Origin of the sequence: Alishewanella sp. WH16-1 (assembly GCF_001441695.1) — a bacterium.
Lineage (GTDB): Bacteria > Pseudomonadota > Gammaproteobacteria > Enterobacterales > Alteromonadaceae > Alishewanella > Alishewanella agri.
The window spans coordinates 84,286-109,371 of record NZ_LCWL01000122.1; the positions used below are offsets into that span (position 1 = coordinate 84,286).

At 50.2% G+C, this 25,086-nt stretch carries 21 protein-coding genes and 5 tRNA genes; 17 read left to right on the forward strand and 9 right to left on the reverse strand.

What is annotated here, in order from left to right; all coding sequences use genetic code 11:
• The first annotated feature begins 2 nt into the window (after positions 1 to 2).
• Positions 3 to 2,090, forward strand: a complete 2,088-nt coding sequence (gene fusA, locus AAY72_RS12875; protein WP_057787994.1) for an elongation factor G — start codon at positions 3 to 5, stop codon at positions 2,088 to 2,090.
• Positions 2,091 to 2,213: 123 nt separating this feature from the next.
• Positions 2,214 to 3,491 carry an acetyl-CoA hydrolase/transferase family protein gene (locus tag AAY72_RS12880; RefSeq protein ID WP_057788079.1) on the forward strand — a complete coding sequence of 426 codons (1,278 nt, stop codon included), beginning with the start codon at positions 2,214 to 2,216 and terminating at the stop codon, positions 3,489 to 3,491.
• Positions 3,492 to 3,552: 61 nt separating this feature from the next.
• On the opposite strand, the gene AAY72_RS12885 is transcribed toward AAY72_RS12880, so the two are convergent.
• From AAY72_RS12885 to AAY72_RS12895, 3 genes are all read right to left on the reverse strand, one after another.
• Positions 3,553 to 4,341, reverse strand: coding sequence for a putative porin (locus AAY72_RS12885; protein ID WP_008983739.1), 789 nt, complete (start codon positions 4,339 to 4,341; stop codon positions 3,553 to 3,555).
• Between the two features lie 120 nt (positions 4,342 to 4,461).
• Positions 4,462 to 6,477, reverse strand: coding sequence for an excinuclease ABC subunit UvrB (gene uvrB, locus AAY72_RS12890; RefSeq protein ID WP_057787996.1), 2,016 nt, complete (start codon positions 6,475 to 6,477; stop codon positions 4,462 to 4,464).
• A gap of 8 nt (positions 6,478 to 6,485) precedes the next feature.
• Complete coding sequence (locus AAY72_RS12895) at positions 6,486 to 7,835, reverse strand: MATE family efflux transporter (RefSeq protein WP_008983741.1); 1,350 nt, start codon at positions 7,833 to 7,835, stop codon at positions 6,486 to 6,488.
• Between the two features lie 488 nt (positions 7,836 to 8,323).
• On the opposite strand from AAY72_RS12895, the gene AAY72_RS12900 reads away from it, so the two are divergent.
• The 14 genes from AAY72_RS12900 (at position 8,324) to gloA (ending at position 17,769) form a co-directional block, all read left to right on the forward strand.
• Positions 8,324 to 8,400 (forward strand) — tRNA-Asn (locus tag AAY72_RS12900).
• A gap of 23 nt (positions 8,401 to 8,423) precedes the next feature.
• A tRNA-Asn gene (locus tag AAY72_RS12905) sits at positions 8,424 to 8,500 on the forward strand.
• A 20-nt stretch (positions 8,501 to 8,520) separates the two neighbouring features.
• Positions 8,521 to 8,597, forward strand: a tRNA-Asn gene (locus AAY72_RS12910).
• Between the two features lie 23 nt (positions 8,598 to 8,620).
• Positions 8,621 to 8,697: transfer RNA gene (locus AAY72_RS12915), tRNA-Asn, on the forward strand.
• Positions 8,698 to 8,717: 20 nt separating this feature from the next.
• Positions 8,718 to 8,794: transfer RNA gene (locus AAY72_RS12920), tRNA-Asn, on the forward strand.
• A gap of 176 nt (positions 8,795 to 8,970) precedes the next feature.
• The gene (locus AAY72_RS12925) at positions 8,971 to 10,896 is read left to right on the forward strand and encodes an EAL domain-containing protein (protein ID WP_057787998.1); all 1,926 of its coding nucleotides are present in this window, start codon (positions 8,971 to 8,973) and stop codon (positions 10,894 to 10,896) included.
• A 120-nt stretch (positions 10,897 to 11,016) separates the two neighbouring features.
• Positions 11,017 to 11,601, forward strand: coding sequence for an electron transport complex subunit RsxA (gene rsxA, locus AAY72_RS12930; protein ID WP_008983743.1), 585 nt, complete (start codon positions 11,017 to 11,019; stop codon positions 11,599 to 11,601).
• Positions 11,598 to 12,149, forward strand: coding sequence for an electron transport complex subunit RsxB (gene rsxB / locus AAY72_RS12935; RefSeq protein WP_008983744.1), 552 nt, complete (start codon positions 11,598 to 11,600; stop codon positions 12,147 to 12,149). Before rsxA ends, rsxB begins: the two co-directional genes overlap by 4 nt.
• 6 nt (positions 12,150 to 12,155) lie before the next feature.
• Entirely contained in the window at positions 12,156 to 14,333 is a 2,178-nt protein-coding gene (gene rsxC / locus AAY72_RS12940; protein WP_057788000.1) for an electron transport complex subunit RsxC, read from the forward strand.
• Positions 14,330 to 15,397, forward strand: coding sequence for an electron transport complex subunit RsxD (gene rsxD, locus AAY72_RS12945; RefSeq protein WP_057788002.1), 1,068 nt, complete (start codon positions 14,330 to 14,332; stop codon positions 15,395 to 15,397). Before rsxC ends, rsxD begins: the two co-directional genes overlap by 4 nt.
• A complete protein-coding gene (gene rsxG / locus AAY72_RS12950; RefSeq protein ID WP_008983747.1) occupies positions 15,394 to 16,026 on the forward strand; it encodes an electron transport complex subunit RsxG in 633 nt (210 codons plus the stop codon). Before rsxD ends, rsxG begins: the two co-directional genes overlap by 4 nt.
• The gene (locus AAY72_RS12955) at positions 16,023 to 16,718 is read left to right on the forward strand and encodes an electron transport complex subunit E (RefSeq protein ID WP_008983748.1); all 696 of its coding nucleotides are present in this window, start codon (positions 16,023 to 16,025) and stop codon (positions 16,716 to 16,718) included. The genes rsxG and AAY72_RS12955 overlap by 4 nt, the downstream gene beginning before the upstream one ends.
• A 7-nt stretch (positions 16,719 to 16,725) precedes the next feature.
• Positions 16,726 to 17,358: an endonuclease III gene (gene nth, locus AAY72_RS12960; protein ID WP_057788004.1), complete on the forward strand. Its 633-nt coding sequence runs from the start codon at positions 16,726 to 16,728 to the stop codon at positions 17,356 to 17,358.
• A gap of 9 nt (positions 17,359 to 17,367) precedes the next feature.
• On the forward strand, positions 17,368 to 17,769 hold the full coding sequence (gene gloA / locus AAY72_RS12965; protein WP_057788006.1) for a lactoylglutathione lyase: 402 nt from the start codon (positions 17,368 to 17,370) through the stop codon (positions 17,767 to 17,769).
• 15 nt (positions 17,770 to 17,784) lie between these two features.
• On the opposite strand, the gene AAY72_RS12970 is transcribed toward gloA, so the two are convergent.
• The 6 genes from AAY72_RS12970 to AAY72_RS12995 form a co-directional block, all read right to left on the reverse strand.
• On the reverse strand, positions 17,785 to 18,654 hold the full coding sequence (locus AAY72_RS12970; RefSeq protein WP_008983750.1) for an ABC transporter substrate-binding protein: 870 nt from the start codon (positions 18,652 to 18,654) through the stop codon (positions 17,785 to 17,787).
• A 68-nt stretch (positions 18,655 to 18,722) separates the two neighbouring features.
• Positions 18,723 to 19,610 (reverse strand): aspartoacylase, encoded by an 888-nt coding sequence (locus AAY72_RS12975; protein ID WP_008983751.1) that lies wholly within the window; start codon positions 19,608 to 19,610, stop codon positions 18,723 to 18,725.
• A 141-nt stretch (positions 19,611 to 19,751) separates the two neighbouring features.
• On the reverse strand, positions 19,752 to 19,958 hold the full coding sequence (locus AAY72_RS12980; RefSeq protein WP_057788008.1) for a bacterioferritin-associated ferredoxin: 207 nt from the start codon (positions 19,956 to 19,958) through the stop codon (positions 19,752 to 19,754).
• A gap of 361 nt (positions 19,959 to 20,319) precedes the next feature.
• A complete protein-coding gene (locus tag AAY72_RS12985; protein WP_008983753.1) occupies positions 20,320 to 21,522 on the reverse strand; it encodes an ABC transporter permease in 1,203 nt (400 codons plus the stop codon).
• Entirely contained in the window at positions 21,522 to 22,322 is an 801-nt protein-coding gene (locus AAY72_RS12990) for an ATP-binding cassette domain-containing protein (RefSeq protein WP_008608206.1), read from the reverse strand. The genes AAY72_RS12985 and AAY72_RS12990 overlap by 1 nt, the downstream gene beginning before the upstream one ends.
• A 12-nt stretch (positions 22,323 to 22,334) precedes the next feature.
• Positions 22,335 to 23,153 carry a DUF3025 domain-containing protein gene (locus AAY72_RS12995; protein WP_057788010.1) on the reverse strand — a complete coding sequence of 273 codons (819 nt, stop codon included), beginning with the start codon at positions 23,151 to 23,153 and terminating at the stop codon, positions 22,335 to 22,337.
• A 153-nt stretch (positions 23,154 to 23,306) separates the two neighbouring features.
• On the opposite strand from AAY72_RS12995, the gene asnB reads away from it, so the two are divergent.
• Positions 23,307 to 24,971 (forward strand): asparagine synthase B, encoded by a 1,665-nt coding sequence (gene asnB / locus AAY72_RS13000; protein ID WP_008983755.1) that lies wholly within the window; start codon positions 23,307 to 23,309, stop codon positions 24,969 to 24,971.
• The last annotated feature ends 115 nt before the right edge of the window (positions 24,972 to 25,086 follow it).

Consider the following 25,086-nt stretch of genomic DNA (forward strand, 5'->3'; position numbering starts at 1 on the left):
CTATGTCAGCAGATTTATCCTTATATAGAAACATTGGTATCTTCGCGCACGTTGATGCCGGTAAAACCACTACCACTGAGCGGATCCTGAAATTAACCGGTAAAATCCATAAGCTGGGCGAAGTTCACGAAGGTGAATCGACTACCGACTTTATGGAACAGGAAGCTGAGCGCGGTATCACTATCCAGTCAGCGGCTGTAAGCTGTTACTGGAAAGGTCACCGTTTCAACGTTATCGATACCCCGGGTCACGTTGACTTCACCGTAGAAGTATACCGTTCACTGAAAGTTCTGGACGGCGGTATCGGCGTATTCTGTGGCTCTGGTGGTGTAGAACCACAATCAGAAACCAACTGGCGCTACGCGAACGACGCTAAAGTATCTCGTCTGATTTTCGTTAATAAATTAGACCGCATCGGTGCTGACTTTATCCGTGTAACTGAACAGGTTAAAAAAGTACTGGGTGCTAACCCACTTATCATGGTGTTACCAATCGGTCGTGAAGAAACTTTCAAAGGTGTGGTTGACCTGTTAACCAAGCAAGCTTACGTGTGGGATGATTCAGGTATCCCTGAAAACTACACTGTAACCGACGTGCCTGCTGATATGGCTGATGACGTTGAAATGTACCGTCAACAGCTGATCGAAACCGCGCTGGAAATGGACGACGAACTGCTGATGGCTTATATGGAAGGTGAAGAGCCTTCAATTGAAGACGTTAAGCGTTGTATCCGTAAAGGTACCCGTGACCTGGTATTCTTCCCAACCTTCTGTGGTTCAGCCTTCAAAAACAAAGGTATGCAACTGGTGCTGGATGGCGTAGTTGAATATCTGCCAGCGCCAACTGAAGTTAATCCACAGCCACTGACTGACGAAGAAGGTAACGAAACTGGCCAGTACGCTATCGTTTCTGCCGACGAGCCATTCCGTGCTTTAGCGTTCAAAATCATGGACGACCGTTTCGGCGCCCTGACCTTTATCCGCATCTACTCAGGCGTACTGAACAAAGGCGATACCATTCTGAACTCGTTCACCGGTAAAACCGAGCGCGTTGGCCGGATGGTAGAAATGCATGCTAACGACCGTACCGACTTAACCACGGCTCAAGCCGGTGACATCATCGCGCTGATCGGTCTGAAAAACGTGCAAACCGGTCACACCCTGTGTGACGTGAAACACCCATGTACACTGGAACCAATGGTATTCCCAGAGCCGGTAATCTCTATCGCTGTACAGCCAAAAGATAAAGGCGCTATCGAGAAGATGGGCGTGGCTATCGGCCGTCTGGTTTCTGAAGACCCAACTTTCCGCGTTGAAACTGATCAGGACTCTGGCGAAACCATCCTCAAAGGTATGGGTGAACTGCACCTGGATATCAAGATTGACATCCTGAAGCGTACCTATGGCGTTGAGCTGATTGTAGGTCAACCACAGGTTGCGTACCGCGAAACCATTACCCGTGAAATCGAAGACAGCTACACGCACAAGAAGCAGTCTGGTGGTTCTGGTCAGTACGGTAAGATCGACTACCGCATCCGTCCGGGTGAAGTCAATACCGGTTACACCTTTAAGTCAACCGTAGTGGGCGGTAGCGTTCCGAAGGAATTCTTCCCGGCTATCGAGAAAGGCTTTAAAGAAATGATGGCTACTGGTCCTCTGGCAGGCTTCCCGGTACTGGACGTTGAAGTTGAGCTGTTCGACGGTGGTTTCCACGCTGTTGACTCATCAGCTATCGCGTTCGAAATCGCTGCTAAAGGCGCTTTCCGTCAGTCTATGCCGAAAGCCGGTCCACAGCTGTTAGAGCCAATCATGAAAGTCGACGTTTTCACACCAGAAGACAACATCGGTGACGTGATCGGTGACCTGAACCGTCGTCGTGGTATGATCTTAGGCCAGGAATCAGGCGCTATGGGCGTTCGCGTTAAAGCGCACGTACCACTGGCCGAGATGTTCGGTTATATCAGCCACCTGCGTACTATGACTTCTGGTCGTGGTCAGTTCTCAATGGAATTCGATCACTACTCACCATGTCCAAACAACGTGGCTGAAGTGGTTATCGCCAAAGAAAAAGAAAAGAAAGCTAACAAGTAATTGCCGCTTTTCGAAACAGCCCCGCCCCGTGCGGGGCTTTTTTATGGCTGCGACTTGATCGCTATCAGCTTTGCTAAACACAAAAGCAGCTACACTAAGGTTTTAGTACACTTAGGAGCCGCTATGCGCTGTGCAACCGCCGAACAGGCGTTAAGTATCCTCGCCGATCATGAGCAAATCTGGTGTCAATCTATGGCCGCCACGCCATGGTTCTTGTTACAGGCCCTGGCGAAACTGGCACCACGCTATCAGAACCTTACACTGCTACAGCTACATACCGAACATAGCGAAATCTTGTGCCAACCCGAGCTACAAGGCCATCTGCGTCAGCGCTGCTTCTTTGTTGGCAGCAGTACCCGTAATGCCATTCAGTGCGGTCAGGCAGATTATGTACCAATTTTTCTGTCTGAAATTCCCAAACTATTCCGCAGTGGTGAGCAACCTCTCGATGCAGCATTAATTCAGGTGTCGCCGCCCGATAAACATGGTTACTGTAGCTTAGGCATTTCGGTCGAAGCCACCCGGGCCGCGCTGCAAATGGCGAAAAAAGTGATCGCCTGGGTTAATCCGCAAATGCCGCGTACCCATGGCGATTCTTTTATTCACCTAAGTCAAATAAACCGTTATGTCGAATTTAGTGCACCGATGCCGCTGCATCTGCCGGCGGAATTGGATCCGGTAACCCGGCAAATTGGCCAGCACGTTGCCAGCCTGATCCGCGATGGCGATTGTTTGCAAATGGGCATCGGTGCTATCCCGGATGCGACTCTGGCCTGCCTCGGATCGCACCAGCGATTGGGGATCCATACCGAAATGTTTTCCGATGGCGTACTGCCACTGATTGCCAAAGGCGTCATTACCAATCAAAACAAAAAAAAGCACCGCGGTAAGATTGTCACCACCTTCGCGATGGGCTCACAAGCCTTGTATGATTTTGTCGATGACAATCCACAGGTCGTGTTTTTAGATGTGGAATATACCAATGATACGGCAGTGATCCGCCAGAATCCGCAAGTGGTGGCGATTAACAGTGCGCTGCAGGTTGATCTTAGCGGTCAGGTTTGTGCCGATTCACTCGGTACTAAGATCTATTCCGGTGTCGGTGGTCAGATGGATTTTGTCCGCGGCGCCAGTTTATCTGAAGGTGGCCGCGCTATTATTGCTCTACCCGCTACCGCTGCGGGTGGCACAGTCTCGCGCATTAGCTCACTGTTAACACCCGGTGCCGGTGTGGTAACGACGAGAGCTCATGTGAATTATATTGTTACCGAATATGGTATTGCACAATTACGGGGCCGCAGCCTGACCGAACGCGCTAAAGCTTTGATTGCCATCGCTGCACCACAGTTTCAGGAGCAGCTGGCACAGCAAGCCTGGCAAGATTGGGGCCTAACTATATAGCCAGTAAAGGATAAAAAAGGGGGCCAAAGGCCCCCAACATCAGCAAGAACGGTTGCAGAACTTAGAAACGGAAGCTGGCACCCAGATGAAATAAATCATCGCCGGTATCAACGCTATCAAAGGTTACACCGGCACGCAGCGCCAAATTGGGCAACGCATACCACTGACCGCGAACGGTAAAGGCATCCGCTTCCGGATCAAATACCCCTTTGGTGGTCCAGTCATAGGCCAGGCCTAATGACACATTCTGACCAAAATAGTAATCAGCAGCGACGCCAAAGCGGCCCAGCGAACTGTCAGCTAAATCCATATAGCTGGCTTCAATATTGATAAAATCACCATGCGCCAGCGTCATTAACTTTTTGGTACTAATACCGTACTGGGTGGTACTGCCGTCACCATCCGGACGCAGATGCTCAACATCTAATTTCACTAACCAGCTCGGGTCAACATAGTAACCCAGGCTAGCCTGACCGACGCGGTCATCACTATTGTTCAGCTCAGTCCATAACAAACTGGCATAGAAATTATGGCTAACGTCGCGATATTCGCCGCCCAGACTCCAGCCACTTAAACTGGTTTTGCCCAGGGTACCAAAATCAAACTGATTGTACTGATAACCGAATAACAGGCTGCTGCTACGGCTTAAAAAGCCGGCTTCTGCACGAGGCATATTATTCGGGGTTTGTACCGGGCTTAAATAAAACTGATGAGACAAGCTGTAGCTATCCAGCTCAGCATTAAGGATGTCGCCCCATTGATAATCCAGGTTGGTCTGGTGTTGAAAACTGTTGGCCAGCGCGCCGGCAGAACACAGAGATAAAGCGGTGGCGATTAAAGTACGTTTCATAGTTGACCTCACTTAGTCAGTTTTCCATTGATATTGTGCAACTGAGCGCATCTTAGGCGTTGCAACTTAATGAAAACTGAATAACCCTATGAAAACGTTTAGACTTTAAGCAGCCACCACTTAATCTGCCGGTAATTCGAGCAATAACAGCTTTAGTTGGTGGATCTGATCCCGTAACGCCGCTGCCTGCTCAAACTCCAGATCGCGGGCATGCTGCAGCATTTTTTGCTCCAGTTGCTTAATTTCCGCCTGCAACTGATAAGGCGTTTTGCCCTGCCGCAACCGGCTTTGCTCCGCCACCTGTCGGAGTTTAGTATCACCCTGCTGCGGCGCCTGCCCCAAATCCATCACATCGGCCACTTTTTTCTTAATGGCTTGAGGCGCAATACCATGCAAGGCATTAAACGCTTGCTGTTTGGCACGCCGCCGCTCTGTTTCAGAAATTGCCCGTTGCATGGAATCGGTGATGCGATCGGCATAGAGGATGGCGCGGCCACTGAGGTTACGCGCCGCGCGACCGATGGTTTGAATTAATGAACGCTCAGAGCGTAAAAAGCCCTCTTTATCGGCGTCCAGGATGGCCACCAACGATACTTCCGGAATATCCAGACCTTCCCGTAGCAGGTTAATCCCAACCAACACATCAAAAACACCAAGTCGCAGGTCACGGATAATTTCCATCCGCTCGACGGTATCAATATCTGAATGCAGATAACGCACTTTGATTTGATGTTCGCTCAGATACTCAGTTAAATCCTCGGCCATTTTTTTGGTTAGGGTAGTCACCAGTACTCGTTCATTCCGCTCTGCCCGTCGTATCGCTTCCGACATCAAATCATCAACCTGGGTCGCTACCGGCCGGATCTCAATTTCCGGATCCACCAGCCCGGTTGGCCTGACCACCTGCTCGACGACTTCGCCGGCGGAATGTTCCAGCTCATAGGCCGCCGGTGTGGCGGAAACATAAATTCGCTGCGGCGCGATCATTTCAAATTCTTCAAATTTCAATGGCCGGTTGTCCAATGCTGATGGCAAGCGAAAACCATAATTCACCAGGTTTTCTTTACGCGAGCGATCGCCTTTATACATGGCACCAATTTGCGAGATGGTGACATGTGACTCATCGATAAACATCAGGCCATCTGCCGGAAAATATTCCAGCAAGGTTGGTGGCGGCGAGCCGGGTTCGCGACCAGACAAATAGCGGGAATAGTTTTCGATGCCCGAGCAATAGCCCAGCTCCACCATCATTTCGATATCAAACTGGGTGCGCTGCGCGATCCGCTGCTCTTCCAGCAATTTATTCGCGGCTAACAGCTCCTGACGCCGGGCAGCCAAATCGACTTTAATTTGCTCGACGGCCGCTAAAATGGTTTCGCGTGGCGTGACATAGTGGGTTTTTGGATAAACCGTAAAGCGGGTGACAATTTTCTCAACAGCACCTGTTAAAGGATCAAATAAGCTAATTCGCTCAATTTCTTCATCAAACAGCTCTACCCGCACCGCGATATCATCCGATTCCGCCGGAAAAATATCGATCACTTCACCACGCACGCGGTAAGTAGCGCGCTCAAAAGCCAAATCATTACGGGTATATTGCAGCTCAGCCAGGCGGCGCAGGATAAAACGCTGATCGACAATATCGCCCTGCTTTAAATGCAGCAACATCTGCATATAAGACTGGGGATCACCCAGACCATAGATGGCAGAGACCGAGGCGATAATGACGACGTCACGACGCTCCATCAGCGCTTTGGTTGCCGATAGACGCATCTGCTCAATATGTTCATTGATGGACGCATCTTTCTCAATAAAGGTATCCGTCGACGGCACATAAGCTTCCGGCTGATAGTAATCGTAGTAGGAAACAAAATACTCTACCGAGTTATGCGGAAAAAAGGCTTTCATCTCACCGTATAGCTGTGCCGCCAGCGTTTTATTGTGCGCCATGATCAAAGTGGGCCGCCCGACTTTCGCAATCACATTCGCCATGGTAAAGGTTTTGCCGGAACCCGTGACGCCAAGTAGGGTTTGATGCGCCAGGCCAGCTTCCAGACCCTCAACTAGCTTGCGAATCGCTTCAGGTTGATCGCCTGCCGGCTGGTAATCCGACACTAATTCAAATGCGCGTGACATAACACTCCCTACTGATAACGTTGCACAACTTGTCGAAACCAATGATACGCCAAACCCGCGGTTAACAGATTACCCAGGGTAGCACCGATAAAAACCCCGGGAACGCCGGCCAGTTTACCGCCCAGCCAGGCCAGCGGAATATAACAAACGAAAAACCGGATCAGGCTTAGAATCATTGCTTTAGCCGGCAGGTGTAAGGCATTAAATGACGAATTGGTCAGAATAATAATACCCTGTAAACCATAAGATAATGGCAGCAGCCAAATAAAATAATGAATATAGGTTGCGACCTGTTGGTCCCGGGTAAAAGCAGCAGCGATTGGATACGCCAGCAAGGCCAGTAACAAATAGACAGCGGCCTGCCACTTCAACACAAAGTGACAACAGGTCAGATACGCTTGCTGCACCCGTCCCAACTGCCCCGCACCGAAATTCTGGCTTACCACTGGTGGCAACGTCATCGACAACGCCAGTACCACCAAACAGGCAATGCTCTCCAGCCGCATCCCCACACCCAAGGCGGCAACGGCTTGTGGTCCATAACTGGCCATTATAGCTGTCAAAATCGCCATAGCGACCGGCGTTAACATATTCGCCGCTGCAGCCGGCAAACCAATATGTAAAATCCGGCGCCAGATGCCGAGCATTATCGGTACAGGTAACCAGATGCGGTCCAAAAGGCCACGTTTAACGCTAAGCCAATACAGAATAAATAAGAAACCGGTTAACCAGGAAATCACCGTCGCCAGCGCCGCACCTTGCATGCCAAGCTCTGGGAAAGGCCCAAGACCAAAAATAAGTAGTGGATCCAGCACAGCGTTTACTAAGCCGCCACTGGCCATCACCAGGCTGGGGATTTTTGTTTCCCCTGCCGCCCGTAAGATAGCATTACCAATCATTGGTGTGACCAGTAACACTGAACCGGCCAGCCAGACCAGCATATAGTCGTCAATATAATGTTGAATAGCGGCAGGTGCACCTAACAAAGTGAACAGCGGCTTTAGAAATAATGCGGTAAGCAGCGCCAGAATCGTCACCAATAAGGCCGATAACCAGAGTGCTGCCAAGCTATCGGCCTTGGCTGATTCGGTAGCCCCGGCTCCCAGGGCTTTAGCAATCAAAGCGGAAGTCCCGATACTTAAGCCAATCGCCAGGCTGATAATCATAAAAGTAACAGGAAAAGTAAAACTGATCGCCGCTAATTGGTCAGTCCCTAACAGACTAATAAAAAACGTATCGACCAGATTAAAACTCATTAGCGTTAACATGCCCCCTAGCACCGGCCAGGTCAGACGTTGCATCAAAGGTGCGATTTCGGCGCTAAGTAACGGATTAACAGAAGGCTTGGTCTCTGACATGATACACACTGCAGCATAAGGGCCGCTTATTGTAGTCAAATTTGGCGCCCGCTACCATGGATCAGGCTTATTTAGCTATGATCGTCCGGATAAAGTACACATTGCTGACAAATCATGCGCTGCGGCTCCTCTTGGCAACGACAGCGAACTATTGTCATAAGCAAATTTCATAAGCCATTGTATTTAAAGACATAAAAAATTCATCGCAAAGTACTTGACCCGAGCCAAAGCCATCCAGTGTAAGGCTTAGCGGCAACAGATAACCTATAACTCACAGACTTATCCACAGCTTCTGTGAGTAACTTACGCCAACCCTTTTGCGACAAGCTAACTGGCAATGCAACAGCAACGATAGCGGCAGAAAACGCTGGCAAAAGCAGCATAGTGGCGAAACTCTATGCAAGTGAACTCTTCGGCTGAAAATCAGCTTGGCAAAGTGTTGACAGTCTTGTTGGCTGGCATTAGTATTGCGCCCCGTTGAATGCTGTTCCCTAGTAGCTCAGTTGGTTAGAGCGGCGGACTGTTAATCCGTAGGTCACTGGTTCGAGTCCAGTCTGGGGAGCCAATCCCTCAAAGCATTCTCAGCGTTCCCTAGTAGCTCAGTTGGTTAGAGCGGCGGACTGTTAATCCGTAGGTCACTGGTTCGAGTCCAGTCTGGGGAGCCAAATCCTGAATACCTTTCTGTTCCCTAGTAGCTCAGTTGGTTAGAGCGGCGGACTGTTAATCCGTAGGTCACTGGTTCGAGTCCAGTCTGGGGAGCCAATCCCTCAAAGCATTCTCAGCGTTCCCTAGTAGCTCAGTTGGTTAGAGCGGCGGACTGTTAATCCGTAGGTCACTGGTTCGAGTCCAGTCTGGGGAGCCAAATCCTGAATACCTTTCTGTTCCCTAGTAGCTCAGTTGGTTAGAGCGGCGGACTGTTAATCCGTAGGTCACTGGTTCGAGTCCAGTCTGGGGAGCCACTTTACTTCTGTCAGGCACCAAGCCTAAACTGTTTTTACATTTACCTCACGCTGGCGTCAAATCAAGGTTATTTATTTATTTTTAAAGTTTTTTTTGCTTTAATATAGACAATATCTGCAACACTGACCTTCCAAGCTTCTTTCAGGGATAATGCTATGTCCGGTGGTAAGGAATTATGAAGAATTTTCGAACGCTACTCATTGCACAACTTGTTGCTGCATTATTATTGGTTGTTATTCTTGTGCTGGCGTTTCTGCAATTCGGCAAGCAGCAGTTACAACAACAGGAAACGCAGGCTCAGATCGTGGTGGAACAAATGCTTAGCGGCCAGATTATCTCTGACGGTAAAGCACTAAGTCGTCAGCTGGAGCGCAGTCTGGCGTTAAAGAGCCTGCAAATCAGTAAACTGGATGGCACTATCCTTTATGAGCAAAACAGCGCACCAAGTCAGCCAAATTTGATGCAACGCTTGCTTACCGTGAGTGGTAAGGTATTTCAGGCGCAAACAGTACGTGACGAACAGCAGGAAATTCGTGTCCGCTTTGAACTTAACCCACAACAACAGTTACAGGCTTTGCAGAACCATTTATGGTTAATCGTCTTCCTGCCGTTACTGTTGGGCTGGTTACCGGTGTTTTTTGTAAAAAGCAGTATGGAGCGCAAATATCGCCGGGCCGCAGAAGCAGTTAATCATGCTATTGAAGGCTTCTTAAATCAGCAAAAGCCGGATAATCAAGCATTTCAGAAACTACCGGCTGAATTTAATGATCTGGCCCAGGCACTGCAACGCTTAGCTGCCCATACCCGTCAGCAGTACGAAAAAATGACCTCGGATGCGCAGCAAATCGCTGAAGCTGCCTATAAGGATCAGGTAACTGGTCTGCCGAACCGGAATCGCTTTGTACAAACCTACGAAGAATTTAGCAAAGGTGACAGCCAAACTGACTTTGGCATTTTTGCGATCACTCGCTGTACTGAACTGCAAACCCTTAACCAAACCCGGGGCTTTCAGGAAGGTGACAACTACGTCAGTCAGGTTGCCGACATTATTAAGAAAGTTACCGCAACCTACAAAAATGCTGCCTTGTTCCGTTTAAACAGCTCAGATGTCGGTATTTTATTGCCGAGAGTTACCGCCAAAGAGGCGGAGAACTTTGCGCTGCAGCTGCAAAGCCGTTTTAACGAGTATCAGAAGTTAGCTGAACTCGATTCAGTGGCCTACACCGGTCTTGTCAGTTATGAGACAGGCAAAGCTCTGGGGGAATTGCTGGCTACTGCCGATACCTCAATCAGCCTGGCACAAACTAAACAACCGAATGCTTGGCACCTGCAAAAAGAAAGTAGTGGTCTGGAAAATGCCAGTAACAGCTATGGCAATCAAAACTGGCGTAATGTGATTGAAGATGTGCTAACGAATAACCGCCTGACGTTGTTGCTGCAAAGCATTCAGCCATCGAGTCGCGCCGCCAAAGCCTACTCCGAGATCCTGGTGCGTTTTAAAACGCATGAAGACCAAATCCTGCCAACGGCATCCTTTTTAGCGATGGCGGAGAAACTGGATAAAATTATTGCTGTTGACCGGATGATTATCGAAACTGCGCTGACAACCATTAAAGAGCGCAATATGCAAGACCAGTATTTTGGCATTAATCTGTCACCGCGTACTGTGCATGACGATCAATTTGTGATCTGGCTGGAGCGGCGGTTATTAAAAGATGCCAATATTGCTTCCAAGCTAGTGTTTGAAGTGTCTGAGTTTGGTTTACAACAAAACCTGAAGACCAGTAAGCGTTTTATTGATATGGTACACCGTGCTGGTGCGCGTATTACCGTCGAAAAATTTGGCGTTGGCATTACCTCCTTTAAGTTTTTCCGTGATTTGAAACCGGATTACGTGAAAATGGACGGTAGCTATACCCGACATATCGATAGTGACAAGAACAATCAATACTTTATGCGGTTAATGATAGATCTGGCGCACCGGATTGGCGTAGGGGTATTCGCCGAAAGCGTCGAAACTCAGGAAGAGAAACATATGCTGGAGTCGTTATTCATCGACGGTAATCAGGGCTATTACATCGGCAAACCGACACCAATGTAAAGCCAACGCGACTTTAAGCCACGAGGGTTTTACTGAAAGGTAAAACCCTTTGTTTTATCGGGTTGTAAGCCCTGTGCCAAGGTAGCATAATATAGGCCCTAACTTACGTAACATATCCTTATGACTGAATTTCTGCTGTTGTTGCTCAGTACCATCCTGGTCAATAACTTCGTATTGGTAAAGTTTCTCGGTCTCTGCCCTTTTATGGGGGTCTCCGGTAAGCTGGAAACGGCGATCGGTATGTCTATGGCCACAACTTTCGTATTGACCCTGGCCTCGATTTGTAGCTACCTGGTCGATACCTATTTACTGGGTCCGCTGGATTTACTTTATTTACGCACCCTGAGCTTTATACTGGTTATTGCCGTGGTGGTGCAATTTACCGAAATGGTAGTCCATAAAACCAGTCCCAGTTTGTACCGGTTGTTAGGCATCTTCTTGCCACTTATCACCACTAACTGCGCTGTATTAGGTGTTGCGCTGTTAAACGTCAATGCCCGGCATAACTTTATCAACTCTGCACTTTACGGCTTTGGCGCCGCCGTAGGATTTTCGCTGGTACTGGTGCTGTTCGCCGCGATGCGCGAACGTTTAGCCGCCGCTGATGTCCCCGTGCCGTTTCGTGGTGCAGCAATCGCGATGATTACCGCTGGGCTGATGTCTTTAGCCTTTATGGGCTTTAGCGGTTTGGTGAAAGCGTTATGACATTGTTAAATGCTCTGCTCGCGCTTGGCGTGCTGTCCTTATTATTCGGTGCTCTGCTCGGCTATGCAGCGATTCGTTTTAAAGTAGAAAGTGACCCACTGGTCGAGCAGATTGACGATATCCTGCCACAAACCCAGTGTGGCCAATGTGGTTACCCCGGCTGTCGGCCCTATGCCGAAGCGATCGCCAATGGTGATGATATTAATAAGTGTCCACCAGGCGGTGAAGCGACGATTAAAAAGTTGGCCGAACTGCTTGGGGTAGAAGCTAAGCCGTTAAATGCCGCCCAGGAAGTCGCAGTAAAGCGCGTGGCCTTTATCCGGGAAGAGGAATGTATCGGCTGCACTAAATGTATTCAGGCTTGCCCGGTGGATGCGATTTTGGGTGCCTCGAAACAAATGCACACCGTGATCGCCGACGAATGTACCGGTTGCGATCTCTGTGTTGAACCCTGTCCGGTTGATTGTATTGATATGATCCCGGTCACCGTCACAGCCGAACGCTGGAAGTGGGATCTCAACACTATACCTGTTAAGCTGGTGGAGTAACGAGCGGTGCCAACTTTATTTCAACAAATTCAAGCCGGAACCCTGTGGGATTTTCATGGTGGCATTCATCCTCCGGCGCGTAAAGCCCAAACCAGTGGTAAACCTCTGGTGCAAATGCCCTTGCCTGACCGGCTCTATATCCCCATAAGACAGCATATCGGTGTTGCCGGCCGACTGATTGTCAGTGCCGGTCAACGGGTGTTAAAAGGTCAACCGCTGACGGTGGCCGACAACTCCATGGCGGTGCCGGTGCATGCGCCGACCTCTGGCACTATTTTAAAAATTACAGAGCATACCAGCGCTCACCCGTCAGCCTTACCTGAAACCACTGTTATACTAGCGCCGGACGGCAAAGAGGAATGGCGCGATCGGCGTCCGCTAAACATTGCCACCGCTGATCGGCACAGTATTTTAGAACGCTTACAGGATAGTGGCATTGCTGGTATGGGTGGTGCAGGCTTCCCAACCCACTTAAAAGCCGGTATGACACAACCGGTTGACTATCTGATTATCAATGCGGTTGAATGCGAACCTTATATCAGTGCCGACGATGCGCTGATGCAGGAAGCGCCGACAACGATTGTCAAAGGCATCGATATTCTGTGCCAGCTGCTCAGCCCCAAGGCGGTGCTAATTGGCATTGAAGCCGACAAACCTATTGCGATTGCAGCGTTAAAAGCCGCCTGTAGCCAACGCGAACATTACTATGTGCGGGAAGTCCCGGTTAAGTACCCGTCTGGCGGCGAGAAACAATTAATTCAGCTTTTGACTAATAAAGAAGTCCCCGCGGGTCGGCGCCCGGCCGATATCGGCATAGTCATGCACAACGTGGCAACCGCTTTTGCTGTAGCGCAGGCAGTGCTGGATGATCATCCTTTGCTCTCCCGTATCGTCACAGTGACCGGTGAAACCGTGCTGCAGCCGCAAAACGTGTTAGCTCTGGTTGGCACGCCGGTGAGTGCGTTGCTGGATTTCTGTGGTTTTCAGAGTGAACCACGACAAAAGGTCATTATGGGTGGGCCGATGATGGGCTTTACCCTACCCGATCTGAGTGTACCCATCGTTAAAACCACCAATTGTATTCTGGCGCCGAGCACGACTGAATTACCGGATGCCGGACCAGAGCTGGATTGTATTCGCTGTGGTCAGTGTGCCGATGCCTGCCCGGCGACCTTATTGCCGCAACAATTGTTGTGGTACAGCAAGGCCAAAGATACCGATAAGTTAAAAGAATATCATCTGGCAGACTGTATTGAATGTGGCGCCTGCGCTTATGTTTGTCCGAGTGAGATCCCACTGGTGCAATATTATCGGGTCGCGAAAGCAGAAATCCGCGAGCAACAACGTGAAGCCCTGAAAGCAGAACAAGCCAAGGCGCGTTTTGAAGCCCGTAATGCGCGGCTCGAAGCAGAAAAGCAACAACGGCTGGCACGCAATCAACAGCTGGCAGCAGCGCGGCAACAAGCTCAACCTGCTGACAGCCAGGATGCTGTCGCAGCCGCACTGGCCAGAGTTAAGGCTCAGCAAGACGCCAGCGCAGAGAAAAGTCGTGAACAGATCCTGGCTGAACGCGAACTGATAAAGCAACAAGCACTGGCCTATCAGGCGCAAAAAGCCCAAACCAATGAGAGTGCGGCAACACAGTCAGATACTAAGACCCCAACTGCTGCCAGCGATACTGCCACGACTCAGAGCGCCGCTGCAGAAGCAGATAGTAAAGCCGCTGCCATTGCGGCAGCTATCGCCCGGGCCAAAGCGCGCCGCGAGGTAGCTGCTGAACCTGATACCAGTGAGCAAGCGGCAGCAGAGGATCCACGTAAAGCAGCCGTGGCTGCTGCACTCGCCAGAGCTAAGGCGCAGCGCGCCGCGGCCGAACCTCTGACACCAGCAGCGACAGCTGAGACAAAGCCTGTTAGTCCTGCTGATGCCGAACCGGCTGCGATGGCGCCAGTCAGCGATGATCCAAGAAAAGCGGCCGTGGCTGCGGCACTGGCCCGGGCGAAAGCCAGACAGGCCGCAGCATCCGCAGAAAGCAGCCCAGAGCCCACGTCAAGCTCAGCCGCTGAAACCACGACACCAGTAGCCGAACAGCCGGACGCCCGCAAAGCTGCGGTCGCAGCGGCGTTGGCCAGGGCCAAAGCCCGTAAAGCACTGAGCAACGGGAACGGGAGCCAAACGGAATGAGTTTTAAAATAGCCAGTTCACCCCACCACCATAGTCAGCGCAGCACTCAGCAGTTGATGCAATGGGTCGCTTTAGCCGCCTTACCGGGGATCGCACTACAAGCCGTGTTCTTTGGCTATGGCGTGATTGTGCAACTGCTATTAGCGATTAGCACAGCCTGGTTGTCAGAGGCACTGGTGTTGTGGCTACGTAAAAAACCAGTGTTACCACGCTTACTGGATCATAGTGCGCTGGTTACTGCGGTATTGCTGGCAATTTCTATCCCGCCATACGCCCCCTGGTGGCTAATAGTAATAGGCACGGCTTTTGCCATCATTATGGTGAAACAACTCTATGGTGGCCTTGGCAATAACCTGTTTAATCCGGCAATGGCCGCCTATGTTATGCTGCTCATCTCTTTTCCGGTACAAATGACGCAATGGCTACCCCCGGTTAGCCTGCAACAGGCTGCGCTTAGCCCACTGGATGCATTCTGTATGGTGTTCACGCAGTATAGTTGCAGCGGTTTTAGCCTGAGCCAATTACAGCTGGGTATTGATGGTACGACGCTGGCTACTCCGCTCGATACGCTGCGTCAGGATCTGAATAATGGCCTGACGGTCAGTGAAAGCCTGCAACGCCCGGTGTTTTTTGCCTTCGCCGGTACTGGCTGGCTCTGGGTTAATCTCGCTTATCTGCTCGGTGGCATGCTGTTAATCAAGCTCAAGGTGATTAGCTGGCGTATCCCGCTGGCGCTGCTAGCCGGCCTGGCGGTCCCAGCTTTGTTGTTCTGGCTCGGATCCTCCGGCGCCAGTCCAAGTCCGCTGTTTCATCTATTTAGCGGCGCGACCATGTTGGCTGCCTTTTTTATTGCTACTGATCCGGTATCGGCATCGACCACTGATCGTGGCCGTTTATGGTATGGTGCCCTGATTGGTCTGCTGGTCTATATCATCCGCAGTTATGGCGGTTATCCGGATGCTTTTGCGTTCGCGGTATTACTAGCCAATATGTGCGTGCCACTTATCGATTACTATACCCGACCCAGAACTTACGGTCATAAAGCCAAGCGAGATGTTAAATGATTCGGTTTATCAGTAAAAATGCGCTGATTCTGGCTGCAGTCGCGCTAATCTGTGTGGCTATTTTAGGTATTGTCAATCAATTATCACAACCGCGGATCCAACAGCAATTATTGTTGAGCCGGTTAGCATTATTACAAGAAGTTTTGCCCGAACGGGCTGATGTTAAAACTTTGCTGGCCGACTGCGTTCTGATCACCGATGCCGAAGCACTGGGGCGACCAACAGCTCAGGCGGTATATCGCTGGCGTGACGCCGGGCAGCTACAAGCCTATGTGCTGGAAACCACGGCCCCAGACGGTTACAGCGGCAATATCGACTTACTGGTTGCAATCAGCCCACAAGGTCAGGTGCTCGGTACCAGGGTATTAAACCACCAGGAAACCCCCGGCTTGGGTGATAAAATTGAAAGCCGGCGCAGTGATTGGATCTTTAGTTTTAGTGGTAAGGACGCTACGGAGGTCAATCAAGCCCGTTGGGCAGTAAAAAAAGATGGCGGCGATTTTGATCAGTTTACCGGTGCCACCATCACACCACGCGCTATTGTCAATGCGGTATATCGTACCGCACAATTTGTGCAGCAACACCCCGAGCTGGCAAGCCTGTCAGCCAATTGTGAGGCACGCCAATGAGTCAGTTTAAAGAAATTAGTTTGCAAGGTCTGTGGAAAAACAACCCTGGCCTGGTGCAACTGCTGGGGTTATGTCCGTTACTGGCGGTAACCGGTACTGTCACTAATGCCCTGGGGCTGGGGCTGGCAACCTTACTGGTGCTGCTGGGCTCGAATATCGTCGTCTCCCTGGTCCGTTTGCACGTACCGGATGAGATCCGCATTCCGATCTTTGTACTGATTATCGCCAGCTTTGTCACCGTGGTGCAGCTGTTGATGAATGCTTTTACCTTTGGCTTGTATCAGTCACTGGGGATCTTTATTCCACTGATCGTCACCAACTGTGCCATCATCGGCCGTGCCGAAGCCTTTGCGTCAAAGAATCCGCTGGGCCCGGCAGCGCTGGATGCCTTGATGATGGGGCTGGGTTTCTTACTGGTATTACTGACTTTGGGTGCGATGCGTGAAGTGTTGGGGCAAGGTACGTTATTTGATGGTGCAGATTTGCTATTGGGTGACTGGGCTAAGGTACTGCGTATCGAAGTATTCCATAGTGACAATCATTTCCTGCTGGCGATGTTACCCCCCGGCGCCTTCCTCGGCATGGGTTTATTGATCGCCCTGAAAAATGTCATTGACCAGCGCCAGGCGCGCCGCCAAACCATCGAGAAAGGCAGCATTACCCGTGCCAGAGTCACCGGCTCAGTACAGTAAGACACTAATGAATAAAACAAAACGTATCGAAATATTAAGCCGCTTGCGTGCGGCAAATCCGAACCCAACCACTGAGCTGGAATACAGCTCACCTTTTGAGTTATTGATCGCCGTCTTGCTGTCGGCGCAAGCGACGGACGTGGGTGTGAATAAAGCTACCCGTAAGCTATTTCCGGTGGCGCGTACGCCTGCAGCCATGCTGGCACTGGGGGTTGACGGCGTTAAAGATTATATTAAAACCATTGGCCTGTTTAATACCAAAGCTGAAAATGTCATCAAAACCTGTCGCATTCTGGTAGAACAGCATAACGGTGAGGTGCCGGAAAATCGTGAAGCGCTGGAAGCCCTGCCCGGTGTCGGCCGCAAAACGGCTAATGTGGTACTGAATACCGCCTTTCGCTGGCCGACAATAGCGGTCGATACCCATATCTTTCGGGTATCTAACCGTACCAAACTGGCGCCGGGTAAGAATGTCGATGAGGTGGAACAAAAACTGCTAAAAGTGGTACCGGCCGAGTTTAAACTGGATGTCCACCATTGGTTAATTCTGCATGGCCGTTACACCTGTATCGCCCGTAAACCTAAGTGCGGCTCATGCCTGATTGAAGACCTTTGCGAGTTCAAAACGAAAACCGAATAGGAGTAAATAATGCGTATTTTGCATACGATGTTACGGGTTGGTAACCTGGAAAAATCCATCGCCTTTTATACCGAAGTAATGGGAATGAAATTGCTGCGGCAATCGGAAAATCCGGAATATAAATATACGCTGGCCTTCGTCGGTTATGGTGATGAGAGCAGTAACGCTGTACTGGAACTGACTTATAACTGGGGTGTAGACAGTTATGATTTAGGCTCAGCCTTTGGCCATATTGCGCTGGAGGTGGAAAACGTGTACGACGCCTGCGACAAAATTCGCGCCAAGGGCGGCGTCATCAGCCGGGAACCCGGGCCAGTTAAAGGTGGTACGACCGAGATTGCTTTTGTCCGGGATCCGGATAATTATGCGATTGAGTTAATTCAGAAAAAAGCCAGTTACCAGCAACTGTAAACTCAGCAGCCGCGCTTATGGCTCCTGGCCAGGCGCGGCCTCTATTGACGGAGCACGCTCTGCCCCGGTTTGCTGTATTGCAATTCTGCGTTGCGCCGCGCGCTCTAAACGCTGAATCAATTCATCTGAAAAAGTGTCCTGATACAACTTGCGCACCGTACCATCATTGAACATTAGATCGAGTTGTTGCTGCCATAGCGCAATTTCAGCGTCCGAAAAATCCAAAGAAAATGCCAGGTAAAGCGATACTTCGCTAATCGGCTGTAATGGCACCAGATTCAGCCCGGCCTGCGTAAAACGTGGTCCATGGCGCAGCACGTTAAGTGGGGTCAGCTCAGCCCGCCCCAGGCGTAACATTTGCACACAATCGCCGGCTCGTGACATTAGAACCAGATTTTGGCCTTCGTTAAAGCCCATGCTTTCTAAAGCTTGTTGATAAGAAGCACCGCGATAACCACAGGCAACATAGCGTTGGCTGAGTTCAGCGGCGCTGATACTTAAACCAGCGAGCTCAGCCGGGCCATAAAGCTGCATATCGAAAAATTTAACCGGCCCCACCCATTTGAACAAGGCTTCGCGCTCCGGATTACGCACCGTTTCAAACAACACCGATCTTGGGGTTTGTTGCGCTCGCTGTATCGCTCGCGCCCAGGGCATTAAAAAATACGCTCCCTGTTGCTGCATCCTGCGACTGAGCTCCTGTACCAGCTCAACCATGACACCGGCCGGTACGCCCTGCTCGTTCAGGTAAGTGCCGGGCATACTGTGCTCTGTGATAAAGACCACCGTATTGTGACACTGCTCTTGCTTGCACTTTTCAGCAGCCGACACAGCAAAACCTGACAACAACAACGCCAGTAACAACACCCGGTAACGCAATGACATCTGAGTTAACTTCCTGTTATGGTTATTTCAGCTTTTGACTGCCAAGCATGGCTTACAGCCAAACATCCTTACAATTCAATCAGGACTTTCTCATTTAATGACATAGCCAGATTATTATCATAATAAGCGGCTTCATTGATAAAAGTCGGATACACCACCGTCTCTCCCTGATAGGGAACGACGGTACCGTCAAATAAGGTAAACAATGGGTCTCCCGGATGGATCGGCTGATAATCCCGATCCTGCACATTTTTATGTACCATGCCAATACGCTCACCACGTTCGTTCATCGGCAATTTGATACTATGCAAATAACGGAAAGCTTCGGTTTGTTTTGGTAAGGCCGGCAACGCATCCTTATTATAGAGCTCGACAAAATCCAAAATATGCTGCGTCATCCGATGCATCAGCTCCAGCACGTCTTGTCGTAATACCGACTGTGGCTGTGGTCCCACTTCTACCAGCACACCATAGCGACCCAAGGTACACATCAGTGCATGATCTTCAGCAGCAAAATGATCTTCATCACGCGAGATAATGGCTTCCGGCATTTTCATTTTGACGTAGGCAGCCAGCTTATTATAAAAGGGGCCGGCTTGCGTCAGGATTAGGCAGGCGCCCATATTGCTGGTGGTATTATGCAGGTCAATCAGCAGATCAATGCGGGCATTGCCTTTTGGCCCCAGTTGCGCGTTCAGCACCTTGGCACGGCTTTGTTCGTAATTACTCAGGTCAGGATTCGCCAGATCGACGGTTTTAAATTGACGATTTAAATCACTGTGCAGGTAGCGTTTGTTGGCGTAGTGCGCTTCCGGGTTAGCCCAAACGGTTTCGGTAGTAAAGCTACTGCGAGTAATTTGCTCAGGTTGTTGCTGATACTGCTTTACCAGGTAAATGCCAGAGAATTCGTTCCCATGCACGCCGCCAACAATGGCAACCTGTTTGATCTGATCCATTTCCCAACTCCTAACTGTCAAAGTGCCGCCGGCCAGCAAAATGCCAAAACGATAAACCCTGATAAAAATCAGGGCTTATTATGGCGTTGTTTGGTTGTAATGAAAATAAGCAAAAGGTGGGGATTGCAGATTAATTCATACTTACGCAGCTGGCTTGGCCAGACTGTCGATTAATTGTTGCTGTTTTACCAGCTCATTATGCAGGATCTGCTGCGCCTGACAGACGCATTTGCCACATTGACTACCCACACCTAACTGTGCTTTTAACTCACGCATCGTTTCGGCACCGCCGGCAATAGCTTGCTTAATGGCTTTATCCGTTACCGCTTTGCAAATACAAACAAACATGGCGCAGCCTCTTCTCAGAAAACTGCGCCATCATAATATTATTGCGAATCGTTATCAATAGCTTTTTGATGCTGATTGACAAAAAGAGCCCTGCTTAGGGCGTGTTGACGTTTTCTGCTTAGATTTTGTTCGCACTGGCGGCGCTTTGATCGCGAAACGAGGAGCGCAGTTTAGTTATTCTAAATAAGTGACGAGTGCCAAAGAGCAAAGCGCCGCCAGCGCGAACCCTTCGGGCAGCGTTTGGCTGGCGTTTCTACTGCGTTATCGCTTGTTCATGTAGAATAACTACACATCACAAGCTCTGCCTTGTATAAACACCAGCCAAACGGCTGCAAAAACAAGCAGCAAACGTCAACACGCCCTAACGAAACAGCACTTTTTCTTGCTGGAACCAGTGCACACAGAAGGCAATCAGTGCTGCCGCTAAGGCGACAGTCGCCCCGAAAATCAGCGCAATCATGGTGCCGTCTGCTGTGCCTTTAATCAATTCCTTAATTGCCAGTGCAACATTCATTACCGGAATTAACGCCGTTTTCCCGGTCAACTCAACTCCCGGCATCATCGCTGCCGCCAGTGGCACAAACATCAGAATCGACAACGGGCTCATATAGTTTTGTGCTTCTTTAAAGGTTTTGGCGTAAATCGAAATCGCCAGCAGCAAGGAGGCAAAAATGGCTGAAGTTGGCACAATCATCAGGAAAATTAATAACAACTCAACCGTAGCAATGGCGCCCATCGCTTCCTGCACCACGGCAAAACCCGCGAATGAACCAATAATAGCGCCCCAGATCCCAAAGCTGGCCACCGTTATCAGCGCGCCCGCTAAACCGGTGGTGAGTACCGTTAAAAACTTACCCAATACAATCGCTGAACGGCTTACCGGGCAAATCAACAAGGTTTCCAGCGTACCGCGCTCTTTTTCACCGGCGCCCATATCAATGGCCGGATAAGATGCACCCAGCAAACACAATGGAATCAGGATGTAAGCAATCAAGGCGCCAAACTTTTCACCAATATTTTCGCGTTTATCGGCCGTATCAACTTTTTGTACTGACACCGGTTTTAAAATAGCGGTCAGTTTTACCGGATCGACCCCCAGTGCTGATAAAGACTGGCGTTGTAACTGGCCGGTATAATTTTCCAGTAACTCATTAAAGTAACGTGACATAAAATCCAGCTGACTGGACTGATTATAAATCAGCTGCCACTGGCTTTGCTCAACACTCTGCTGCTTAGCCTGAAAATCGTCCGGGATCACTATCGCCACCGCGAACTCACCGGCACGAATTGCGGCCGTCAGCTCCTCCGGCGTCGTTAACGTCGACTCAACGCGGGTAAAGTTCTTGTGATAGAACAGGGCTTCAGCGAATTCAGGTGCCTGCTCTGCATTAACAATCACATACTTATGTTGCTCCTGCGCAGCTTTGGCGGTAGTAGAGGATAAGACCAGCCCCATAATGCCGAAAATCACCGGAAAGATAAAAATCGGTAGCAAAATAACAAAGATCAGCGTTTTACGATCGCGCATCAGCTCAGTGAGTTCTTTTAAATAAACCTGCCACATCAGGCTGCTCCTTGCTCATTGGATTGTTGTTTTAACACAGCTAAAAAGGCGTCACGCAAATCACCGGTCGGTGCCAGGGCTTTAAACTCCGCCAGATCACCGGAAAACGCACTGATCCCTTTATCAATCACTACCACCCGGTCACATAAGCTGGCCACTTCATCCAGATGGTGCGTAGAGAAAATCACCGGGGTACCGACCTGTTTTAAGCCTTTAATAAAATCCAGTACCGTCTGTACCGTCATAATATCCAGGCCGGTGGTGGGTTCGTCCAGGATCACCACCTTCGGCGAGTGCACCACCGCGCGGGCAATAGCAGTTTTTTGTTTCATACCGGTCGACATATTGTCGGCACGACGGCTGGCGAAGTCATGCATATTCAGCATGGTGAACAGCTCATCAATCCGTTGCTTTAAAGCGGCCTCCTTCATGCCGTGCAGTCGGCCGAAATAGGCAATATTTTCATAGGCACTCAGCTTACCGTACAGGCCGGTATCAGCCGATAAAAAACCAATTTGTTTGCGCGCTTTAACCGGCTCGCGCAGCACATCGACACCGTTAATCAGTACCGAGCCGGCATCCGGCTTCAATGCCGTAGAGAGCATGCGCAAGGTGGTGGTTTTACCGGCACCATTGGGGCCTAATAAACCCAATACTTCGCCCTGCCCGCAATGAAAACTAACATCACGCACCGAGCGAAATTCTTTATCGGCATAGCGCACATCCTGTTTTTCGGTATCAGAAAGTTTGCTGCCTTTACCAAGAGCAAATGCCTTGGCCAGATTTTTTATTTCAATCATCTGCCTGTCCTGTTATGGCCTTCTACGTGGACGAAAATAATCCGTATTTGCATAAAACTCCGCCTGTTGATTTGCGGCGTACCAACCCGGTACCCCCAGCAAGGGTAGCGGTGTTAGCTGCAGATTATCAAGCAGTAAGTGATTGTTAGCAATTTGCAGCAGCAGCTTTTCATCGAGAAAAGTGTAAGCATCTGTTAAAGACCACTGGCTAAAGCCCGTTGGCACCTCGATAAATAGTGCTTTGGCAGTTAAACCGATAAAAGGCACTGTTGCCATTTCATAAATGGCATGGCCAAAAATCAGCGGCCGCACCCCCTGCCACCAGTCAGCCCGCTGCAGCCAAAAGCTTTGTTGCCACTGGTGATCGCGCAGTAAGCCAGCATGTGCCACCGCTGAGGGTTCCAGACAAAGCACCACACCACACTCATCAAATAACGTCAGCTTATTGCGCAGCAGCGTGCGTTGTTTCTGGCCATACTGGGCGATCTCCGCGATATGCATTTGGTTTAACAGCGCCTTACTGCGGGGCAACAAACACCAAATCAGCGCCCCAAAAAAGTCATGCCAGTTTGCTGCCCGGGTCGGGATTTGCCGGGTGGCGAAAATAAAATCTTCATAATAACGGCCATCCTGCTCCAATAGCGCATTTTCAACAAAGCTAAAGTCGGTGTTACTCCGCCAGTGGTTAAGCTGAGCCGGTTCGGGCCACTGACTCTGGTTTTGCAGAGGAAAACGCGCCACCAAATCAGTAAAAATGGGATTGGCCGTTAGTAAGGCGGCAGACCAGTCGGCAGGTGGGGTAAAACGGCTTTTTGATGAATTTTTCAGCATTGTTGACTTTCAGTAATCGGAGCAGTGATAAATTTCGCCCAGCAGCCCAAAAAGCACTTGCAATTTTAAGCGGGCATGGCACAGTCAGAGGGTACGTATAGACGTACATACTGCCAAACTATGTGTTATTTAATTTGATTATCAGAGGTTATCATGTGTTCGATATTTGGGGTGCTTGACATCAGAACCGATGTTAAAGCATTGCGCCAGCAGGCGCTGCAGTTATCTAAGTTATTACGTCATCGTGGCCCGGATTGGTCCGGGATCTGGAATAACGACAATGCCATTCTGGTGCACGAGCGCCTGGCCATCGTAGATACTGAAAATGGTGCCCAACCCCTCATTAATGATAATCGAAATCACATTCTGGCAGTGAATGGTGAGATCTACAATCACAAACAACTGGAAAAAAATCTGGCCACGCCCTATCCGTTTAAAACCAAGTCGGATTGTGAGGTCATTCTACCGCTGTATTTAGAGCACGGCGCTGAGTTTATCGACAGCCTGCATGGTATGTTCGCGTTTGTGCTGTACGACGCCGAACAAGACCGCTACCTGATCGCCCGTGACCATATCGGTATTATTCCGCTGTACTATGGCTATGACGAGCATGGTCAACTGTTTGTGGCGTCAGAATTAAAGGCGCTGGTGCCGGTGTGCAAGCAAATTAAAGAATTCCCACCGGGTCATTACTTTGACAGCAAAATTGGCGAGCTACGTAAATACTACCAGCGCGACTGGATGCAGTTTGATGCGGTAAAAGATAACCCGGCCAGCGAGGCGGAGTTAAAAGCCGCGCTGGAACACAGTGTTAAAACCCACCTGATGTCAGACGTGCCCTATGGTGTGCTGTTATCCGGAGGTCTGGATTCGTCGCTGATTTCGGCCATTGCCCAGCAATTTGCCAAGCGCCGGGTGGAAGATGATGATCAAAGTGAAGCCTGGTGGCCGCGGTTGCACTCCTTTGCCGTTGGCTTGCCCGGCTCACCGGATCTGGCGGCCGCACAAAAGGTCGCGGACGCCATCGGTACTGTGCATCACACCATCCATTTTAGTGTGCAGGAAGCCTTAGATGCGCTGCGTGATGTGATTTATCATTTAGAAACCTATGACGTTACCACCATCCGCGCTTCAACGCCGATGTATCTGATGGCACGGAAAATCAAAGCCATGGGCATTAAGATGGTGCTATCGGGCGAAGGCTCGGATGAAATCTTCGGCGGCTATCTGTATTTCCATAAGGCGCCCAACGCCAAAGAGTTCCACGAAGAGACGCTGCGTAAGCTCGAGCGCTTACATATGTTCGACTGTAACCGCGCCAACAAAGCCATGTCAGCCTGGGGTATTGAAGCCCGTGTGCCCTTCCTGGATAAGGAATTTATGGACGTGGCGATGCGTTTAAACCCGCAAGCGAAGATGTGCGGTGGCGGTAAGATGGAAAAGCATATCCTGCGTCAGGCCTTTGATGGTTTACTACCCAATGAAATCCTGTGGCGTCAGAAAGAGCAATTCTCAGATGGCGTTGGCTATAACTGGATCGACAGCCTGAAAGCCCATGCCGCGAAAGAGATCAGTGATCAGCAGATGGCGACTGCCAGCTTCCGCTTCCCGGTCAATACGCCGGACAGCAAAGAGGCCTATTACTATCGGGTGATCTTTGAAGAGCACTTCCCGCATGCTGGCGCCATTGCTTGTGTACCGGGCGGTAAATCCGTCGCCTGCTCTACGCCGGAAGCTCTGGCCTGGGATGCCAAAATGGCCGAGCTGACGGATCCGTCTGGTCGTGCCGTGCGCGATGTACACGCTCAGGGTTATTAACCGCACAGTCAAGTGTAGACCCAGCCAAGCGCTGACAAAGCAGAGCGCAGCGAAAGCCAAGCACTAACAAGCCAAACCCGGTCCGCCGGGTTTTTTGTTGCCCGTAGCGCAGCAA

Excerpts from the sequence above, each read along its gene's own strand:
- fusA (WP_057787994.1), top strand. The coding sequence starts at position 3 with ATGTCAGCAGATTTATCCTTATATAGAAACATTGGTATCTTCGCGCAC.
- AAY72_RS12880 (WP_057788079.1), top strand. The coding sequence starts at position 2,214 with ATGCGCTGTGCAACCGCCGAACAGGCGTTAAGTATCCTCGCCGATCAT.
- AAY72_RS12885 (WP_008983739.1), bottom strand. The coding sequence starts at position 4,341 with ATGAAACGTACTTTAATCGCCACCGCTTTATCTCTGTGTTCTGCCGGC.
- uvrB (WP_057787996.1), bottom strand. The coding sequence starts at position 6,477 with ATGTCACGCGCATTTGAATTAGTGTCGGATTACCAGCCGGCAGGCGAT.
- AAY72_RS12895 (WP_008983741.1), bottom strand. The coding sequence starts at position 7,835 with ATGTCAGAGACCAAGCCTTCTGTTAATCCGTTACTTAGCGCCGAAATC.
- AAY72_RS12925 (WP_057787998.1), top strand. The coding sequence starts at position 8,971 with ATGAAGAATTTTCGAACGCTACTCATTGCACAACTTGTTGCTGCATTA.
- rsxA (WP_008983743.1), top strand. The coding sequence starts at position 11,017 with ATGACTGAATTTCTGCTGTTGTTGCTCAGTACCATCCTGGTCAATAAC.
- rsxB (WP_008983744.1), top strand. The coding sequence starts at position 11,598 with ATGACATTGTTAAATGCTCTGCTCGCGCTTGGCGTGCTGTCCTTATTA.
- rsxD (WP_057788002.1), top strand. The coding sequence starts at position 14,330 with ATGAGTTTTAAAATAGCCAGTTCACCCCACCACCATAGTCAGCGCAGC.
- rsxG (WP_008983747.1), top strand. The coding sequence starts at position 15,394 with ATGATTCGGTTTATCAGTAAAAATGCGCTGATTCTGGCTGCAGTCGCG.
- AAY72_RS12955 (WP_008983748.1), top strand. The coding sequence starts at position 16,023 with ATGAGTCAGTTTAAAGAAATTAGTTTGCAAGGTCTGTGGAAAAACAAC.
- nth (WP_057788004.1), top strand. The coding sequence starts at position 16,726 with ATGAATAAAACAAAACGTATCGAAATATTAAGCCGCTTGCGTGCGGCA.
- gloA (WP_057788006.1), top strand. The coding sequence starts at position 17,368 with ATGCGTATTTTGCATACGATGTTACGGGTTGGTAACCTGGAAAAATCC.
- AAY72_RS12970 (WP_008983750.1), bottom strand. The coding sequence starts at position 18,654 with ATGTCATTGCGTTACCGGGTGTTGTTACTGGCGTTGTTGTTGTCAGGT.
- AAY72_RS12975 (WP_008983751.1), bottom strand. The coding sequence starts at position 19,610 with ATGGATCAGATCAAACAGGTTGCCATTGTTGGCGGCGTGCATGGGAAC.
- AAY72_RS12980 (WP_057788008.1), bottom strand. The coding sequence starts at position 19,958 with ATGTTTGTTTGTATTTGCAAAGCGGTAACGGATAAAGCCATTAAGCAA.
- AAY72_RS12985 (WP_008983753.1), bottom strand. The coding sequence starts at position 21,522 with ATGTGGCAGGTTTATTTAAAAGAACTCACTGAGCTGATGCGCGATCGT.
- AAY72_RS12990 (WP_008608206.1), bottom strand. The coding sequence starts at position 22,322 with ATGATTGAAATAAAAAATCTGGCCAAGGCATTTGCTCTTGGTAAAGGC.
- AAY72_RS12995 (WP_057788010.1), bottom strand. The coding sequence starts at position 23,153 with ATGCTGAAAAATTCATCAAAAAGCCGTTTTACCCCACCTGCCGACTGG.
- asnB (WP_008983755.1), top strand. The coding sequence starts at position 23,307 with ATGTGTTCGATATTTGGGGTGCTTGACATCAGAACCGATGTTAAAGCA.